Here is a 15,872-nt window from a genome sequence, read left to right as displayed (position 1 = left end):
ACGGTGCAGGAAACGGCCAGGCCGCCCTGTGCGGAAAACGGCCAGGCCACCCCGCGCGGAGAAGCGGAGCTTGACGCCCCGCCAGGAGCCACGACAGCCGCCCCCTGCGTCCCCCCCACGGGAAGCCCGCCCAAGACCGCGCTTGCCCTGGAGCGCACTTGAACTCGTAAGGTCGCCGAGGTCCGAGAAGGCGATCTCCGAGGAGAGCGGCATGCGCTACCACGTTCTGGGCGGAACCGGCATAGAAGTCAGTTCGTACTGCCTGGGCACCATGATGTTCGGCTTCGTCGGAAACGCCGATCACGACGACTGCGCCCGGATCGTCCACGCCGCCCTCGACGAGGGAATCAACTTCGTCGACACGGCCGACATGTACTCGGCGGGCGAATCCGAGACGGTCGTCGGCAAGGCCCTCAAGGGCCGGCGCGACGACGTGGTCCTCGCGACCAAGGTCCACTTCCCGATGGGCGAGGGCCCGAACCGGGGCGGCAACTCCCGGCGCTGGATCGTCAAGGCGGTCGAGGACAGCCTGCGGCGCCTCGGAACGGACTGGATCGACCTCTACCAGGTGCACCGGCCCGACCACACGACCGACATCGAAGAGACGCTCTCCGCCCTCACCGACCTGGTGCGCCAGGGCAAGATCAGAGCCTTCGGCTGCTCCACGTTCCCCGCGGACCAGATCGTCGAGGCCCACCACGTCGCCGACCGCCGCGGGCTACAGCGGTTCCGCACCGAACAACCGCCCTACTCCCTCCTCGCCCGAGGCGTGGAGCGACACGTCCTGCCCGTGGCGCAGCGCCTAGGGATGGGCATCCTGACCTGGTCCCCGCTGGCCTCGGGATTCCTGACCGGGCGCTACCGCAAGGGCCGGGCCCTCGACCTGAGCAGCGGCCGCCCCACCCTGAACCCCGACCGCTTCGACCCGGCGGCGCCGCGCACCGCCGCCAAACTGGACGTCGTCGAGCAGCTCGTCGCCGTCGCCGACGACATCGGCTGCACGCTGCCCGAGCTGGCGATCGCCTTCCCCCTCGCGCACCCGGCGGTCACGTCGGTCATCATCGGCCCGCGCACACCGCAACAGCTGCGCGACACCCTCAAGGGAGCGTCGGTCGTCCTGGACGACGCCGCCTTGGACCGCATCGACGCGATCGTGCCGCCCGGCACGGACGTCTACCACCCGGACGGCGCGTGGACGCCGCCGTCACTCACCACCCCCGCCCTCCGGCGCCGCCCTGCCCACTCCAGGTCCGCCGACTGACACCGGCGCTGACCGGGCGGCCGCGCCGGGAGGGCGTATCGGTTGGATGACCGATGTGCGGGGGAGAGCGGCGCGGCCATAGTCCTCGGGAGATCGTTCGCGGGCGCTCGCAGCGCGCCCGCCACCCGAAAGGACCCTCTGTGGACACGTATGCGGACCTGGTGTTTCTCGACGGCCGGGTGGTCACGGTCGATGCGGAGTTCTCCATCGCCTCGGCCCTGGCCGTGACCGACGGGGTCATCAGCGCCGTCGGCGAGCGGGACGACGTCGCCCCGCTCATCGGACCCGACACCCGCGTCGTCGACCTGCGCGGGGCGACGCTGCTCCCCGGAATCAACGATTCCCATCTGCACGGATGCGCCTTCGGCATGTCGACGCCGCCGCTCTCCGTCGAACTCGGCCACCCCGCCGTGTCCTCACTCACGGACGTCGCCGACGCGGTACGGGAAGCCGTCGGACGCACCCCCGCCGGGCAGTGGATCACCGGGCACGGCTGGGACCCGGGCTACCTCGACGAGTGCGTCGCCGACCCGTCGCGGACGCCCTCGCGGCACGACCTGGACGCCGTGAGCCCCGACCACCCCGTCGTCCTGTACTCCTTCTCCGGCCACGCCACCTGGGTCAACTCCAAGGCCCTGGAACTCATCGGGATCGACCGGCACACCGTCGCCCCGCCCGGCGGAGCCATCGTCACCGACGCCGCGGGGGAGCCGACCGGACTGCTCCACGAAGGCGCCCAGGCCCTGATCCAGAACGCGCTGCCGCCGCTCAGCCGCCAGGAGCGGACCGAAGCGATCCGGTCCGCCCTCGCCGCCCTCGCCCGGCTCGGCATCACCAGCTACACCGAGCCCGGACTCGGCCCCGGCGGCGACGGCATCATGCGCGGCGCGCTCGGCGCCCAGACCCTGGAGGTCTACCGGCAGCTCCTGGCCGACGGCGAACTGACCGCCCGCGTCGGCGTCCTGCTCCTGCCCACCGGAATGGCGAGCACCGCCGAGGAGTTCGCCCGCACCCTCACCGCCATCGGCGCGCAGGGCGACGCCGACCCGCGCCGCCTCGCGATCCATGGCGTCAAGGTCTTCGCCGACGGCGTCGTCCCCAACAAGACGTCCTGGATGCACGAGCCGTACGTCGGCGGCGGCTGCGGCTCCCTGTGCGTCGGCGGAGCCAGCGACACCGAGCGGACCGCCGAGATCGACGCCATCATCCGCCACGCCCACGTCGCCGGGCACCAGCTGGGCATCCACGTCACCGGCGACCGGGCCTGCGACACCGTCGCGGACGCCTTCGCCGCGGCCATGGCCGAACACCCGAGGTCCGACGCCCGCCACTACATCATCCACGGCGACTTCCTCACCGCGCACAGCATGAAGGTGCTGGCCGCGCACGACTTCGGCGTCAACATGAACCCCACGATCAAGTGGACCGTCGCCGACATGGAGGAGGACTTCGTCGGCGCCGAGCGCGCCGCGTACGCATGGCCCTACCGCGACGCCATCGACGCGGGCGTGCGCGTCGCGAGCGGGTCCGACGCCCCCGTCACGCACCCGGACTGGCGCCAGGGCGTCGCCACCATGGTGCTGCGCGAGTCGAAGGCCGCAGGCCGGGTGAGCGGTCCCGAGCAGCGCATCGGCCTGGCCGAGGCCATTCGTACGTACACGATCAACGCGGCCTGGCAGGACTTCGCCGACGACTGGAAGGGTTCCCTGGAGCCGGGCAAGGCCGCCGACCTGTGCGTGCTCGACGGGGACCTGCTCGCCGCGGACCCCCATGACATCCCCGCGATGCCGGTCGTCCTCACCGTCGTGGACGGGCAGGTCGTGCACGACACCCTTCGCGTTTGACGTATTCCAGACACATGATCATCCTTGGGGGATGGCAGCGCAGCGGAGCACGGCGGACATCCTGGACGCGGCCGTCCACGTCCGCGAGGCCGCCCGGAGCGCCACGACCGGCGCGAGCGGTCTCGATCCGGTCCTGACCGCGCTGTCCGAGGTGGTGGAGTACGACCACGCCTCGCTGACCCGGTGGGATCCGCTCCACCGGCGCCACACCACCCTCGCCGGGAGCTACCCGGACGACGCCACGGCCTACATCGAGAACCGCCTCCACCGCGACCCGGTGTTTCCCGTGCTCCGCAGCCCGGAGCGGGGCGGCCTCTGGCTCAGGGACGTCCCCGGGCAGCTCCTGGCGGCATCCCCCGGGTTCCAGGACGTGCTGTCCCCCCTCGGCATCGAGGACGGCGTGGCCCAGTGCCTGTTCGCCGCCGACGGCCGGTACGTCGGCATGCTGAACGTCAGTACCCGCCGGCCGCGGCGCGCGCCCGACCCGGCGCGCGCCGTGGTCACGCTGCTCACCGAGTCCCTCGCCGCGGCGGTCGCCCCCCGGGCGGACCCGCCGCCCGCGCAGACCCCCGCGGGCCCCGGGCGGCCGGGCGGACTCTCGCCCCGCGAGCTCCAGGTCCTCGCCGAGCTGACCACGGGCCGCACCAACCGCGAGATCGCCGAGCGGCTGTACGTCACGCCGCGCACCGTGGGCACCCACATCGAGCACATCCTCGCCAAGCTGGACCTGCCCAACCGCGCGGCGGCCGCGGCGCGCGCGGTGGCCTGGGGCATCGAAGCCTCCGACTGACGCGAGGGCCCGGCCGCGGCTGTGGAGCGTCCGCCGAGCTCGCGCGCCGCCGGTCAGGGAGCCGGGACGGGACCGCCGGGCCGGAAGCGCTCGACCCCGACGATGTGCCGGACCTTGGTGGGGCGCACGATCACCGCGACCCGCTCCTCGCCGGGCATGAGCCACTCGAAGCGTTCGCTGCCCAGGTACTTGCGGGCCAGTCGGTCCATCATCGCGTGCGCCTCCTCGCCTTCGACGAAGCGGTCCACCACGCCGCTGATCTGTACCCGGTCGAAGGGGTCGGCGGCGTCCGCGTGGGAGAGGTAGACGCGCGGGTCGCGGCGCAGGTTCTCCTCCTTCACCCTGCCCACCGACGTGTTGAACATCAGCTCGTTGTCTCCCTCCAGGTCCACCCACATCGGGCTGACCTGCGGTGCTCCATCGGCGAACACCGTGCCGACGTACCAGATGTGAGCGGCTCGGAGCCGAGCGCGTACGGAGTCGTTGAACGTTGCAGTCATCAGGGGAGGCTACCAACCATGATCATCAGATCGCTGTGGCGGTACGGGCCGCTCCAGGCGCCAGACCACGTTGATCCCGCTGCCGGAGGGGGCCGTGGGCAACGGCGCCTGCTCGCGGCGGAGTTCGGTGAAGCCCAGTCGGCGCGGTATCGCGGCACTTGAGGTGTTGGCGGAGTCGTGCGTGATCTCCAGGTACGCCACGTCCGGCAGGGCGAACATCTCGGTGACGACGGCCGCCGTCGCCCGCGTGGCGAGGCCCCGGCCGGTGGCGGCCGGGTGCAGCCAGTACCCCATGAGCCGGCCCTGGGGCTCGGGGCCCCGGTAGGACTGGCACATGCCGACGAGCGTGCCGCCTTCGGCGATGGCGTAGTTGTACACGTCTCCGCTCGCCCACTTCGACTCCGCCCTCGCGAGGAAGTTCCGGGTGTGCTCCGCGCTGTGCTCTTCGACCCATGGCTCCCAGGGCCGCAGATGGTCCACGGACTCCTCGATCAACGTGAACGTCCGCTCGAAGTCGCGCTGCCCCCGCCAGCGTCGCAGGAGGAAGTCTCCGCACTCGATGAGCTGCCTCGGTCGCTCCATGGCGGCCATGATCGTTCGCGGAGCGGCGTCCGTGCAATGGCGGGTCGGGCAGCTCCCACGTGTCCGCCGCGTCTCGGAACGCGTTCATGGCCACTTCCGTCCCGTAGTTCTTGACCGCGCATCGCCGCGCGCTATGGTCCGGACCAATAGAGGAAGGAGTTGTCATGTTCGCGAAAAAGAGCCTGGCCGCCACCCTCGTCCTGGGCCTCGCGCCGCTGATCGCCGTGAGCTTCCCGGCCGCTCCGGCCCAGGCGCACGGCTGGGTGACCGCGCCCGCCAGCCGACAGGACCAGTGCTTCAACGGGAGCGTGGAGTGCGGCCCCATCAAATGGGAGCCCGATGCGGTCGAAGGGCCCAAAGGCCTCAAGAGCTGCAGCGGCGGCAATGCCCAGTTCGCCGACCTGGACGACGACAGAAAGGACTGGGCCGTCCACGGCGTCAGCAACTCGACCACGTTCACCTGGCAGTTGACCGCGCAACACTCCACCACCACGTGGCAGTACTTCGTGGGCACCCGGAAAGTCGCCGAGTTCGACCAGGGCGGCGCGCAGCCGCCCCAGTTTGTCCGCCATACCGTTAATTTCGGCGGCATCCGCGGCCCGCAGAAGGTCCTGGCGGTCTGGAACATCGCCGACACGGAGAATGCGTTCTACGCCTGCATCGACGTGAACATCCGCGGCTAGCCGGTTTCCCCCGGACCGGGCAGGCGTCGGCTGTCGAATCGACGCCAATGGTTGCCCATTCCACGGGAGTACGGCACAAAAGCCCGCTGTAACGCTTCTGCCCCCTGATGCAACCGGCGCATCCGCACCGTGGAGGGCACGCGGCACATTGACCTCCTGGGCTTCACCGTGTTCGCTCGCCTACGGTGCGCAGGGCCAGGGGCGAACTCCGCAGCGACGCATATCCGGGTTCCGGGGTATCCGGTGCGGCCTTCGTCAGCCGACGCGTGCCCGGACAGCGCACGGAGACCGCCGTCAACTCAGGAGGAACCGGATGCCCGTTCAACAGCGCGTGACGGCTGTCGGGGCCGCGCTCGCCGCCCTCTGCGCCATGGCCGTCCTTTCGCCGGGCGCCTCCGCCGCCCCCGACGCCGCGCCGCACACCGAGCGGCTGAGCGTCGGCCCGACGGGCGCCCAGGGCAACGCGGCGTCCAGCGGGCCCTCCATCAGCGCCGACGGCCGCTACGTCGCCTTCGTCTCGGCGTCCCGCAACCTGGTCGCGCACGACACCAACGGCACGCCCGACGCCTTCGTCCGCGACCTGCGCACCGGGACGACGGAACGCGTCAGCGTCCAGAGCAACGGAAAGGCGAGCCACGGCGTCGTACGGGAAGCCTCCCTCAGCCCCGACGGACGGTACGTGGTCTTCACCTCCACCGCCGACGACCTCGTCCAGGGCGACCCCAACGACCTCGACGACGTCTTCCTGCACGACCGTCGCACCGGCAGAACCGAGCGGATCAGCCCCACCGCCGCCTCCTACGACGGGCTGCGGAGCCCTCTGACGTACGACCCGGCGGTCAGCGGAGACGGCCGGTACGTCGCGTACGCGTCGGGCGCCGAGGACCTCGTCGCGGGGGACGCGAACAAACGGGACGACGTCTTCCTCCACGACCGCAAGAAGAAGACCACCGAACTGGCGCAGCTCGGCAACGACGGCAAGCACGGCGAGGGCGACGCGTTCGGGCCCGCGTTCGCGGGCGACCTGGGCGGCCGCTACGTCGCCTTCACCTCGAACGCCTCCGGCCTGACCGACGGGGAGGACCACCTCTCCGCGACGGACGTCTTCCTGCGCGACCGCGAGAAGCGCACCACGGAACTCATCTCCGTACCGCACGGCTACAACCGCAAGACCCCGTCCTGGGGTGCCGCCCTGAGCGGGGACGCCCGCTCTGTGGCGTTCACCTCGACCTCCAGCGTGCTCCGCCCCGAGGGACCGGCCCCGAAGAGCCGGCACAACGTCTTCCTCTACGACCGCGAGGCCCAGCGCATGCGCCTGGTCAGCGCCGCCGCGGACGGCACACCGGCCGACGGCGACAGCGACGACGTCTCCCTGAGCCGCACCGGCCGCTACGCGGTGTTCACCTCCGCCGCCGCCAACCTCGACCCCGCCCACGACGGAGACAGCAGCACGGACGTCTTCCTGAAGGACATGCGGACCGGCGAGGTGACCCTCGTCAGCGTCGAGACCGACATCGCCTCCGAGGACACCGAGCCGGGCCCGCGCACCGGAGTCACCGAGGACGGCAGCGCGGCAGTGTTCGACTCCCCGGCCGGAAACCTCGTTCCCGACGACACCAACAGCGCGCCCGACGTGTTCCTGCGCCGTCTGCGCTGAACGCACGCCCCCTGGCCGGAGCACGGGATTGTCGTACGTGTGGGTCCTGAGGGACGCCTGTTACCCGGGCATCCCCCTTATGGGTACGAATCCTCAGGCCAGGGCCGTATGTGACGGTCAGACAGCTACTCTTTTCGGTGCCCCGGCCCGCGAGCCGGTCCGAGGCAAGCGCCATTCGGTCGTCCCAGACGGCATCGAATCGGGGGGCCTCGTCCGTGTTCCGCTGCTGCGCCCGGCGACTGACCGCCACTCTCTTCCTGGTACTGGTAGCGGTCGCCTGCACCTACCTCCTCGCCGCGCTGAGTCTGGACCCGAGATCCACCTACGTCGACCGCAACCCGCCGCCGTCCCCGGCGGAGGTCGAAGCCGTCCTCGACGCCTACAACCTCAACCCCGACACCCCGGTCGTCGAACGGTTCGCGCGCTGGGTACAAGGGGCCGCCCGCGGAGACCTGGGCCGCACGGTGTCCGGCGCACCGGTCAGCCCGGAGTTCCTGCGCCGCGCGGCGACCAGCGCCCGGCTCGTGCTGGTCGCCACCGTCATCGGGTCGGCCGGAGGGATCCTGCTGGGGTCCTGGAGCGCCTCGCGGCGGGGGCGCCGGAGCGGCCGTGCCCTGACCGTGGCGGCCTTCACCGTCCTCGCCACTCCGGTCTTCGTCCTCGCCCTGGCCCTCCAGCTCTGGGCGCGGAACATCAACGACCTGGTGGGAAGCACCGTCTTCGAGTACACCGGCGAATACGCGCCCGGGACGACGGGGACCTGGGACAGACTGGTCAGCAGAGCCCAGCACGCGGTCCTCCCGGTCACCACGCTGATCGCCTTCCAAGTCGCCCTCTTCAGCCTGTACCAGCGCCAGACGATGCTCGACGTGGTGCACGAGGACTTCGTGCGCACCGCCCGGGCCAAAGGCCTCTCCCGGCGCACGGCGCTGCGCAGACACGCGCTGCCGGTGGCGGTACTTCCGCTGCTGCCGTTGCTGACCTACAACGCGGTGCTGACGTTCACCGGAGCCGTTTTCATCGAGAAGATCTTCGGCTGGCACGGCATGGGCGAATGGCTCGTCGACTCCGTGCTCGCCCAGGACGTCAACGTCGTAGCAGCGGTGGGGCTCTTCACCGCGGTCCTGGTGCTCCTCGCGGGCCTCGTCGCCGATGTCCTGCACCTCGCTCTCGACCCGAGGAGCAGGACACCATGAGTGTGTTCCCGGACCCCGGCGGCCTGCTGCCGGCCGCTCAGGGCGGCCTCGTCGGCGGCCGGAGCACGAGCCGCCGAGCGGTACAGGTGGTACGCGGGTTGGGTCATCACCCGGCGGCGCTCATCGGCTCGGTGCTGCTCGTCGGGCTCACCGCACTGGCCTCCTGCGGACCCTTGTTCCAGCCCTGGGACCACAGCGATCTCGACCCGCTGGCCCTGCGCCGGCCCCCGGGCGGCAGCCACCCGTTCGGCACCGACGGCGCGGGAGCGGACGTCTTCGCCCTGGTCCTGCGCGGCACCCAGAGATCCCTCGCCATCGGCCTGCTGACCGCGCTCCTCGCCACGACGATCGCGGTCACCATCGGGACCGTCGCGGGCTACGCCGGCGGCCGGACGGACCGCGCGGCACTCGGCTGCATCCATCTGTTCCTCGTCCTGCCCGGATTCCTGTTGGTCACGGCCCTGTCGCCAGTCGTCGAGGACACGACGTGGCTGCTGCTGGTGGTGTTCCTGGCGGCGTTCGGATGGATGATCACTGGAAGGGCGGTACGCACCGCCACGAGGTCCCTCAAGCAGCGGGACTTCGTGCGGGCGTCCCGCTACCTCGGGGTGCCCGGCCGGACAGTGGTCCGTCGGCACGTCGTTCCCTCCTTGGCGTCCTTCCTCATCATCGACGCGACGCTGCAGTTCGGCTCCGCCGTGATCGCTGAAGCGGGACTCGCCTACCTGGGCTTCGGGGTGCACCCGCCGGAGGTGTCGCTCGGAGCCCTCATCGCCACGGGTACGCCGAACGCGCTGGCGTACCCCTGGCTCTTCTACTTTCCCGCAGGCTGTCTGCTGCTGCTGTGCCTGTCGCTGTTCCTGATCGGTGACGGCCTGCGCGACGCACTCGACCCGGGATCGGTGGCGACACGAGGCCCGCGCGGCACCACGCGGCGTGTCACGTCCGTCGCCGATGCCCCGCCCGGGACCGAGCAGACGCACGCACGCGTGCCACCGGTGCTGGAGGTGCGGGACCTGCATGTCTCCCTGCCGGGCTCCGGCGGGACCGTGCACGCGGTGCGGGGCGTGTCCTTCGCGGTGCGCCCGGGCGAAGTGCTGGCCATCGTCGGCGAGTCCGGGGCCGGGAAGTCGGTCACGGCAGCAGCCGTCCTCGGCCTGCTCCCCGAGCACGCCGAAGTGCGCGGTTCCGTGAGACTGCACGGACGAGAACTCCTCGCCCTGGACCAGGCGGGCCTGTGCCGCGTCCGCGGCAAGGACCTGTCCGTCGTCTTCCAGGACTCGCTCTCCTCGCTGACTCCCGTGCACTCCGTCGGGAACCAGGTCGTGGAGGCCCTGCGCATACACCAGCGGCTGTCCCGGACAGCGGCGCGACGACGGGCGATCGAGCTCCTGGACACCGTGGGCGTGCCCGACCCGGAGCAGCGGATCGACGCCTACCCGCACGAACTCTCCGGCGGGGCGCGTCAGCGCGTCGCCCTCGCGATGGCCATCGCCAACGACCCGTCGGTGCTCGTGGCCGACGAACCCACGACCGCCCTGGACGTGACGACCCAGGCCCAGATCCTGGACCTGATCGGCAAGGCCCGTACGGCCACCGGAGCAGCCGTCGTGATCATCACGCACGACCTGGCGGTGGTGGCGGGCCTCGCCGACCGGATCCACGTCATGTACGCGGGCCGTTTCGTCGAGGAAGGCCCCGTGGACGACGTCTACGAACGGCCTCGGATGCCGTACACAGCCGGTCTGCTCGGCGCGGTGCCCCGTTTGGAGGCCCGTCGGCGCGCACTGACACCGATCGAGGGAAGTCCGCCGAGCGCCCTCCGCCTGCCCCAGGGGTGCCCCTTCGCGCCGCGCTGCCCCCTGGCCGACGACGTCTGCCGCGAGGAGGAGCCCGCCCTGAAGGTCCGCGACGGCGCCGACCACCCCACCGCGTGCCTGCGCGGCGAAGAGCTCGGGCACCGGCACGCGAGCGCACGGCACCAGGACCCGGCCCGCACGGCCATCGCCCCGGAAACCGTCACGTCGGGTCCGGGAACGCCCTGGGAGCGGACGCCCCGCGCGGAACGGCCCGTCGTGCTGCGGATGGACGGGGTGGTGCGCCACTACCCAGGCCGCCGGTCCGCGCTGGGGTGGTCCGGAACGGGCCTGGTACGGGCCGTGGACGGCGTCAGCCTGGACATCAGGGAGGGCGAGACGCTCGCCCTCGTCGGCGAATCGGGCAGCGGCAAGACCACGCTCCTGAGACAGGTCGTGGAGCCGCCACCGCAGCAGCGGCACGCGACCGGCACCGTCCTGGTGGCCGGTCGGAACAGCCGCGGTACGACGCCCGGCCTGCGGCGGCGGCTGAGCCGTGAGGTGCAGATGGTGTTCCAGGACCCCGTGGCATCGCTGGACCCGCGCATGACCGTCGAGGACATCGTCACCGAGCCGCTGCTCGCGCACGGCTGGACCCGTGAGGCGAGCACCCGCCGGGCCGTCGGCCTGCTCGACCTGGTGGGCCTCGGCGCGGAGCACCAGGACCGCCACCCCGCACAGCTCTCCGGGGGCCAGGCCCAACGCGTCGGCATCGCGAGGGCGTTGGCCCTGCGGCCGAAGCTGCTGCTGCTCGACGAACCCGTAGCGGCGCTGGACGTCTCCGCGCAGGCGACCGTGCTCAACCTGCTGCACCGGCTGCGGGCGGAGCTGGGCATCAGCTGCCTCCTGGTCACCCACGACCTCGCCGTGGCCGGTTACCTCGCCGACCGCGTCGCGGTCATGCACCGGGGACGCGTCGTCGAGGCCGGTGCCGCCCACGCGGTCCTCACCCGGCCCAGCCACCCCTACACCCAGGTCCTGCTGTCCGCGGTGCCCCGGCCCGAGCCGGGACGGGAGCGGGCCCGCGTCCCCCTCCCGTCGGTAAACGAGGCCCAGGGGCCGGACGAGGCCGACGCCGGGTGCCGCTTCCGCCGTCGCTGCCCCCGCTACGCCGACCTGCCGCCCGAGCGGCGAAGACGCTGCGAGGCCGAGGATCCGATGCCCTCGGCGCAGGGGGAGGACCACACCGCGGCCTGTCACTTCGCCGGGCCCCGCGAGGGCCGGGGCTGAGGCCCACCAGCAGCAGCCGCCCACGTCCGAAGAGCCCGACCGGCACGCGGGGGCGGAAGTCAGCAGTCACGTCCACAGGAAGGCGGCCCCATGCGCCCTTCTCGCACGGCAGTCACATCGCTGGTCGCAGCCGCTGTCTGCGCCTCGCTCGTCAACGCGTGTGCGACCCGCCACGACACGTCCCCGTCGGCGGGACCGGCCGCGAGCCAGGTCAACCGCGTCGACCGCGCCGACCTGAAGAAGGGAGGCGTACTCGACTGGCCGCTGGGCGTCATCCAGGAGAACCTCAACATCCGCCATCTCGACGGCGGGAACATCGACACACGCCGCATCATGGAGTCGATGATGCCCGTCCTCATGAAGAGCGACGACCGCGGCCGGGTGACGCCGGACCCCGACTACCTCGTCTCCGCCGTGTCCCGCACGAAGGCGGGACACCAGCGCGTCACCTACCGCATCAACGACGACGCGCGGTGGTCCGACGGGACCCCGATCACCTACCGGGACTTCCTGGCGAGCTGGCGCGCGCAGAACGGCAGGGATCCGGACTTCCACGCGGTGTCCCACACCGGCTACGACCTGATCGCGAAGGTGTCGAGGGGGCCCGGGGGAGACCGGGAGGTCACCGTCGACTTCGCCAGACCGTTCGGGGAGTGGCGCTCGCTGTTCACGCCCCTGTACCCGGCGTCCGTCATCCGTACGGCCCGCGGCTTCAACAACGGATTCAAGGGCAAGGCACGCGTCACGGCGGGACCGTTCAAGTTCGCCCAGCGGGACGAGACCGCCAAGACGCTGACCGTGGAGCGCGACGAGAAGTGGTGGGGCGACACCCCCATGCTCGACAGGATCGTGTTCCGCGCGCTCGACCCGGCCGCTCACGCAGGGGCCTTCGCCAACGGAGAGATCGACTTCTTCGACGTAGGGGCGAGGGCGGCCGCCTACCGAACCGCCCAGGACACACCGCACGCGCGGATCCTGAGGGCCGGATCGGCGAGCCACCACCAGCTGACGATGAACGGAGAGAGCCCCGTCCTGCGGGACGCCCGCGTGCGGAGAGCGCTGGCGCGGGCCATCGATCGCCGGCGGATCGCCGAGGTCGCGCTCCAGGGGGTGGACTGGAAGGCGCAACCGCTCGGCAACCACCTCCTCCTGCCCCAGCAGGTCGGTTACCAGGACAACGCGGGCCCGGTCGGCACCTACGACCCCGCGGCCGCCCGGGCGGCGCTCGCCTCGGCCGGGTGGCGGCTCGACGGCGCCGTCCGCGAGAAGGACGGCCGCAAGCTCGAACTGGACTACCTGGCCATGAGCGGAGACGCCGAAGCGCAGAACGAGGGACGGGTCATCCAGGCCATGCTCCGGAAAGCGGGCATCCGCCTGAAACTCACGCTCGTGCCGGGCAACGTGCTCTTCGAGCGCTACGTCATCCCCGGCAACTTCGATCTCACGACGGTGAGTTGGACCAAGAGGCCCTTCCCGGTGTCGGTCAATCGCAGCCTCTACGTGAAGCCCAAAGGGAAGGACATGCAGTTGAACTTCGCGCGGACCGGGACGTCGCGGATCGACGCGCTGCTCGACGAGGCGGCGACCGAGACGGACAAGCGGAAGGCCGTCGACGTCATCAACCGGGCCGATCGCCTGATCTGGCAGGAAGCGGCGGACATCCCTCTCTACCAGGACCCGGGAATCGTCGCGTCGAAGCGTTCGCTCGCGAACCTGGGAGCCCAAGGATTCGCCTCCATCGTCTACCAGGACATCGGCTTCACCAGGTGAGGGGGGAGATCACTGGTAGAGCGCTTCGAGGGAGGCACGGAACCGCGCGTGCACCACGTGCCGCGCGACCTTCATCGAGACGGTCAACTCCCCCTCGTCCAGCGACAGATCGCGCTCAAGAACCGTGATCTCCTGGGCTCGGTAGTACTCCTGCAAGGTGGCGTTGGCCTCCGCGAGCGTCCGCTCCAGTTCCTCCCGCAGGACCGGCTCCCGCGTCAGTCGCGGGATGTCGGTGGGCAGGCTGCGCTCGGCCGCCCACTTCTGGGCGTACCGCTCGTCGAGCGTCAGGAGGACCACGAGATGCGGCTTCCCTTCCCCATAGGCGACCGCCTGGGAGATCAGTGGATGCCTGCGCAACGCGCTCTCCAGGGGGTGCGGTGTCACGGCCACACCGTGGGAGAGCTGGATCAGCTCCTTCTTGCGTCCGGTGAGCGTCAGATATCCGTTCGCGTCGATGCTGCCGAGGTCGCCGGTGTGCAGCCAGCCGTCGCGCACACTGCCGAACGCGTCTTCGTGATAACCCCAGTAGCCGCTGAAGACGTTGGCGCCCCGGATCAGAACCTCCCCGTCGGGTGCCGTGGCGACCTCGACGCCGGGCAGGGGCCTGCCCACGGTCCCGAGGCGGTAGGCGTCGGGGGTGTTGGTGGTGGCCACCGCCGCCGTCTCCGTCATCCCGTAGCACTCCACGAGGGGAACTCCGCAGCCCAGGAAGAACGAGAGGATCTCCTGGGACACCGGCGCGCCCGATACCGTCGCCCGTCGCAGTGTGCCCCCGAAGTGCCCGCGGACCTCGGCGAACAGGGACTCCTCCATCGCGTCGAACCACTCCTGGAGGCGGGGCGGCAGGGCTTCCCCGCGCTGGACGCGCTCACGTGCGTCCAGGCCGGCCCGTGCCGCCTCCAGGGCCAGGGACGCGTCCGCCTCGGACCAGGTGGCGAGGACCGAGCTGTAGATCTGCTCCAGCGCCAGCGGGACCAGCGGCAGGATTTGAGGGCGTGCGGCTCGGATCTCGTCCACCAGGCTGTCGTCGGGTCCGCCCCGGCGGAAGGCGAGCGTGTACCGCGACCACCAGGCCAGGACCTGCATGAGCATCGCGATCGTGTGCGGCCCCGTGACGACGAAGATCGTCCCGTTGCTGTGGTCCCGTGCGGCCCCGGGGCGGTGCGGCGGCCGGGGGTGCGCTCGCAGGACGCTGACGTAGTTGCCGTGGGTGAGGGCGCAGCCCTTTTTGGGGCCCGTGGTGCCCGACGTGTAGATGATGGCCAGCAGGTCCTCGGCCCGGACCGCGTCCGAGAGCCGTCGCAGCTCCGCCGTACTGACGTCGGCCCGCCCCCGGGCCCGGAGTTCGCCGAGGCTCACCGTGCGCGCCGGGTGCTCCACGGGCCCGGTGTCCGAGGCCTCGGCCGGGGCGTCCATCAGCACGGCGTGGCGCAGGTGCGGCAGGTGGTGCCAGGCGGCCTCGACCTTCGCCAGCTGCGCCGCGTTCTCGCACACCACCACGCGGGCGCCACAGTCACCGAGTACGTGGACGATCTCCTCGGGGACGGTCGAGGGCAGCAGGGACACCACGACCAGGCCCGACGTCGCGGCGGCCATGAGCGTCGTCGTCCACTCGGGCCGCAGCCCGCTGAGCACCGCCACGCGATCGCCCGGTGCGAGGCCCAGGGACAGCAGACCGCGCGCCGTGCCCTCGCTGTCGCTCCAGGCCTCGGCGTAGGTCAGGTGACACCGGTCGCCGACGGGGTCGCGCCAGCGCAGCGCCGCCGCCTCGGGCCACAGTGCCGCGTTCCGGCGGGCCAGGTGCGCCAGCGTCTCGCCGGGGTCGGTCGGGCTGTCCCAGCCGTCGCCCCGGGCCACCGGGCCGTAGCCCGCGATCGGGGTGGTGTCTTCGGCGTTCATACCGCTCCTTCGTCCAGCTCGGCGTGGAGCAGATAGCCCCGCTGCCGCACCGTGCTGATGATCAAGCCGAGTGGGGCGACCCGGCGGCGCGTGCGCAGGATCCTGACGTCCAGCGCGTTGCGCCGGCCGTTGTCGTCGTCGGGCCACAGCCGGGCCGCCAGCTCTTCGCGGCTGACCACGGACCCGTAGGACTCGGCGAGCGGACGGGCGATCTCCGCCTCGCCCGCCGCCAGCGGCAGGTGCCGCCCGGCGAAGCGCAGCACGTCCTGCGCGTCGATCACCGGTTTGCGCAGCGAGGCCCTGGCCCGCAAGGTGTCGCAGCGCACCTGCAGTTCCCTCTCGTCGACCGGAAGGCGTGCCCAGTCCTCCATCGGGTCCACGGTCGTCGGCGGCTGTTCTCCGGGGAGCACCAGGAGGAGCCGGGGCACCTTGCGCAGGCGCAGTTCGTGGACCACGGCGGCCTGCTCCGGCCAGCGCAGCGTCGGAATGCCACCGGTCGCGCGGTGGATGCTCCGGCGGCCCGTCGCGGCGGGGGACACGGCCTGCGGCGTGTGCCCTGGCGACCCCGTCGGGCGGCCGGGGGGCGGGGGAAGCGGTGCGGGAA

The 15,872-nt window shown here is 71.6% G+C and carries 12 protein-coding genes; 8 read left to right on the top strand and 4 right to left on the bottom strand.

Going from position 1 to position 15,872, the window contains the following annotated elements:
- Window positions 1–211: 211 nt before the first annotated feature.
- The 3 genes from MQV74_RS01525 (at window position 212) to MQV74_RS01515 (ending at window position 3,895) form a co-directional block, all read left to right on the top strand.
- Window positions 212–1,261, top strand: a complete 1,050-nt coding sequence (locus tag MQV74_RS01525; RefSeq protein WP_242714178.1) for an aldo/keto reductase — start codon at window positions 212–214, stop codon at window positions 1,259–1,261.
- Between the two features lie 140 nt (window positions 1,262–1,401).
- Complete coding sequence (locus tag MQV74_RS01520) at window positions 1,402–3,105, top strand: amidohydrolase (RefSeq protein ID WP_242714177.1); 1,704 nt, start codon at window positions 1,402–1,404, stop codon at window positions 3,103–3,105.
- Between the two features lie 31 nt (window positions 3,106–3,136).
- Entirely contained in the window at window positions 3,137–3,895 is a 759-nt protein-coding gene (locus tag MQV74_RS01515; protein ID WP_242714176.1) for a helix-turn-helix transcriptional regulator, read from the top strand.
- Window positions 3,896–3,948: 53 nt separating this feature from the next.
- Here the strand turns inward: MQV74_RS01515 and MQV74_RS01510 are convergent, their stop codons facing one another.
- Both MQV74_RS01510 and MQV74_RS01505 read right to left on the bottom strand, forming a co-directional pair.
- On the bottom strand, window positions 3,949–4,395 hold the full coding sequence (locus tag MQV74_RS01510) for a PPOX class F420-dependent oxidoreductase (protein WP_242714175.1): 447 nt from the start codon (window positions 4,393–4,395) through the stop codon (window positions 3,949–3,951).
- Window positions 4,396–4,404: 9 nt separating this feature from the next.
- Window positions 4,405–4,977 carry a GNAT family N-acetyltransferase gene (locus MQV74_RS01505; RefSeq protein WP_242714174.1) on the bottom strand — a complete coding sequence of 191 codons (573 nt, stop codon included), beginning with the start codon at window positions 4,975–4,977 and terminating at the stop codon, window positions 4,405–4,407.
- A gap of 164 nt (window positions 4,978–5,141) precedes the next feature.
- Here MQV74_RS01505 and MQV74_RS01500 point away from each other — a divergent pair, with 164 nt between their 5' ends.
- The 5 genes from MQV74_RS01500 (at window position 5,142) to MQV74_RS01480 (ending at window position 13,369) form a co-directional block, all read left to right on the top strand.
- The gene (locus MQV74_RS01500; protein WP_242714173.1) at window positions 5,142–5,660 is read left to right on the top strand and encodes a lytic polysaccharide monooxygenase auxiliary activity family 9 protein; all 519 of its coding nucleotides are present in this window, start codon (window positions 5,142–5,144) and stop codon (window positions 5,658–5,660) included.
- A 313-nt stretch (window positions 5,661–5,973) separates the two neighbouring features.
- Window positions 5,974–7,317, top strand: a complete 1,344-nt coding sequence (locus MQV74_RS01495) for a hypothetical protein (protein WP_242714172.1) — start codon at window positions 5,974–5,976, stop codon at window positions 7,315–7,317.
- Window positions 7,318–7,532: 215 nt separating this feature from the next.
- Complete coding sequence (locus tag MQV74_RS01490) at window positions 7,533–8,513, top strand: ABC transporter permease (protein ID WP_242714171.1); 981 nt, start codon at window positions 7,533–7,535, stop codon at window positions 8,511–8,513.
- A complete protein-coding gene (locus tag MQV74_RS01485) occupies window positions 8,510–11,599 on the top strand; it encodes a dipeptide ABC transporter ATP-binding protein (protein WP_242714170.1) in 3,090 nt (1,029 codons plus the stop codon). The genes MQV74_RS01490 and MQV74_RS01485 overlap by 4 nt, the downstream gene beginning before the upstream one ends.
- Window positions 11,600–11,689: 90 nt before the next feature.
- Window positions 11,690–13,369, top strand: a complete 1,680-nt coding sequence (locus tag MQV74_RS01480; RefSeq protein ID WP_242714169.1) for an ABC transporter family substrate-binding protein — start codon at window positions 11,690–11,692, stop codon at window positions 13,367–13,369.
- A 9-nt stretch (window positions 13,370–13,378) separates the two neighbouring features.
- Here MQV74_RS01480 and MQV74_RS01475 read toward each other — a convergent pair whose 3' ends face one another.
- Together MQV74_RS01475 and MQV74_RS01470 are read right to left on the bottom strand one after the other, a co-directional pair.
- Window positions 13,379–15,268: an AMP-dependent synthetase/ligase gene (locus tag MQV74_RS01475; RefSeq protein ID WP_242714168.1), complete on the bottom strand. Its 1,890-nt coding sequence runs from the start codon at window positions 15,266–15,268 to the stop codon at window positions 13,379–13,381.
- Window positions 15,265–15,807 carry a winged helix-turn-helix domain-containing protein gene (locus MQV74_RS01470; RefSeq protein ID WP_242714167.1) on the bottom strand — a complete coding sequence of 181 codons (543 nt, stop codon included), beginning with the start codon at window positions 15,805–15,807 and terminating at the stop codon, window positions 15,265–15,267. Before MQV74_RS01470 ends, MQV74_RS01475 begins: the two co-directional genes overlap by 4 nt.
- Window positions 15,808–15,872: the final 65 nt, after the last annotated feature.

It is taken from the genome of Streptomyces sp. AN091965 (genome assembly GCF_022698285.1).
Classification (GTDB): Bacteria; Actinomycetota; Actinomycetes; order Streptomycetales; family Streptomycetaceae; genus Streptomyces.
The sequence above is the reverse complement of the archived record's forward strand: the minus strand, read 5'-3'. Positions and strand labels throughout refer to the sequence as shown.

What these genes read in the sequence shown, in the direction of transcription:
- MQV74_RS01525 (WP_242714178.1), top strand. Translation starts at nt 212, where the DNA reads ATGCGCTACCACGTTCTGGGCGGAACCGGCATAGAAGTCAGTTCGTAC.
- MQV74_RS01515 (WP_242714176.1), top strand. Translation starts at nt 3,137, where the DNA reads ATGGCAGCGCAGCGGAGCACGGCGGACATCCTGGACGCGGCCGTCCAC.
- MQV74_RS01510 (WP_242714175.1), bottom strand. Translation starts at nt 4,395, where the DNA reads ATGACTGCAACGTTCAACGACTCCGTACGCGCTCGGCTCCGAGCCGCT.
- MQV74_RS01505 (WP_242714174.1), bottom strand. Translation starts at nt 4,977, where the DNA reads ATGGAGCGACCGAGGCAGCTCATCGAGTGCGGAGACTTCCTCCTGCGA.
- MQV74_RS01500 (WP_242714173.1), top strand. Translation starts at nt 5,142, where the DNA reads ATGTTCGCGAAAAAGAGCCTGGCCGCCACCCTCGTCCTGGGCCTCGCG.
- MQV74_RS01495 (WP_242714172.1), top strand. Translation starts at nt 5,974, where the DNA reads ATGCCCGTTCAACAGCGCGTGACGGCTGTCGGGGCCGCGCTCGCCGCC.
- MQV74_RS01485 (WP_242714170.1), top strand. Translation starts at nt 8,510, where the DNA reads ATGAGTGTGTTCCCGGACCCCGGCGGCCTGCTGCCGGCCGCTCAGGGC.
- MQV74_RS01480 (WP_242714169.1), top strand. Translation starts at nt 11,690, where the DNA reads ATGCGCCCTTCTCGCACGGCAGTCACATCGCTGGTCGCAGCCGCTGTC.
- MQV74_RS01475 (WP_242714168.1), bottom strand. Translation starts at nt 15,268, where the DNA reads ATGAACGCCGAAGACACCACCCCGATCGCGGGCTACGGCCCGGTGGCC.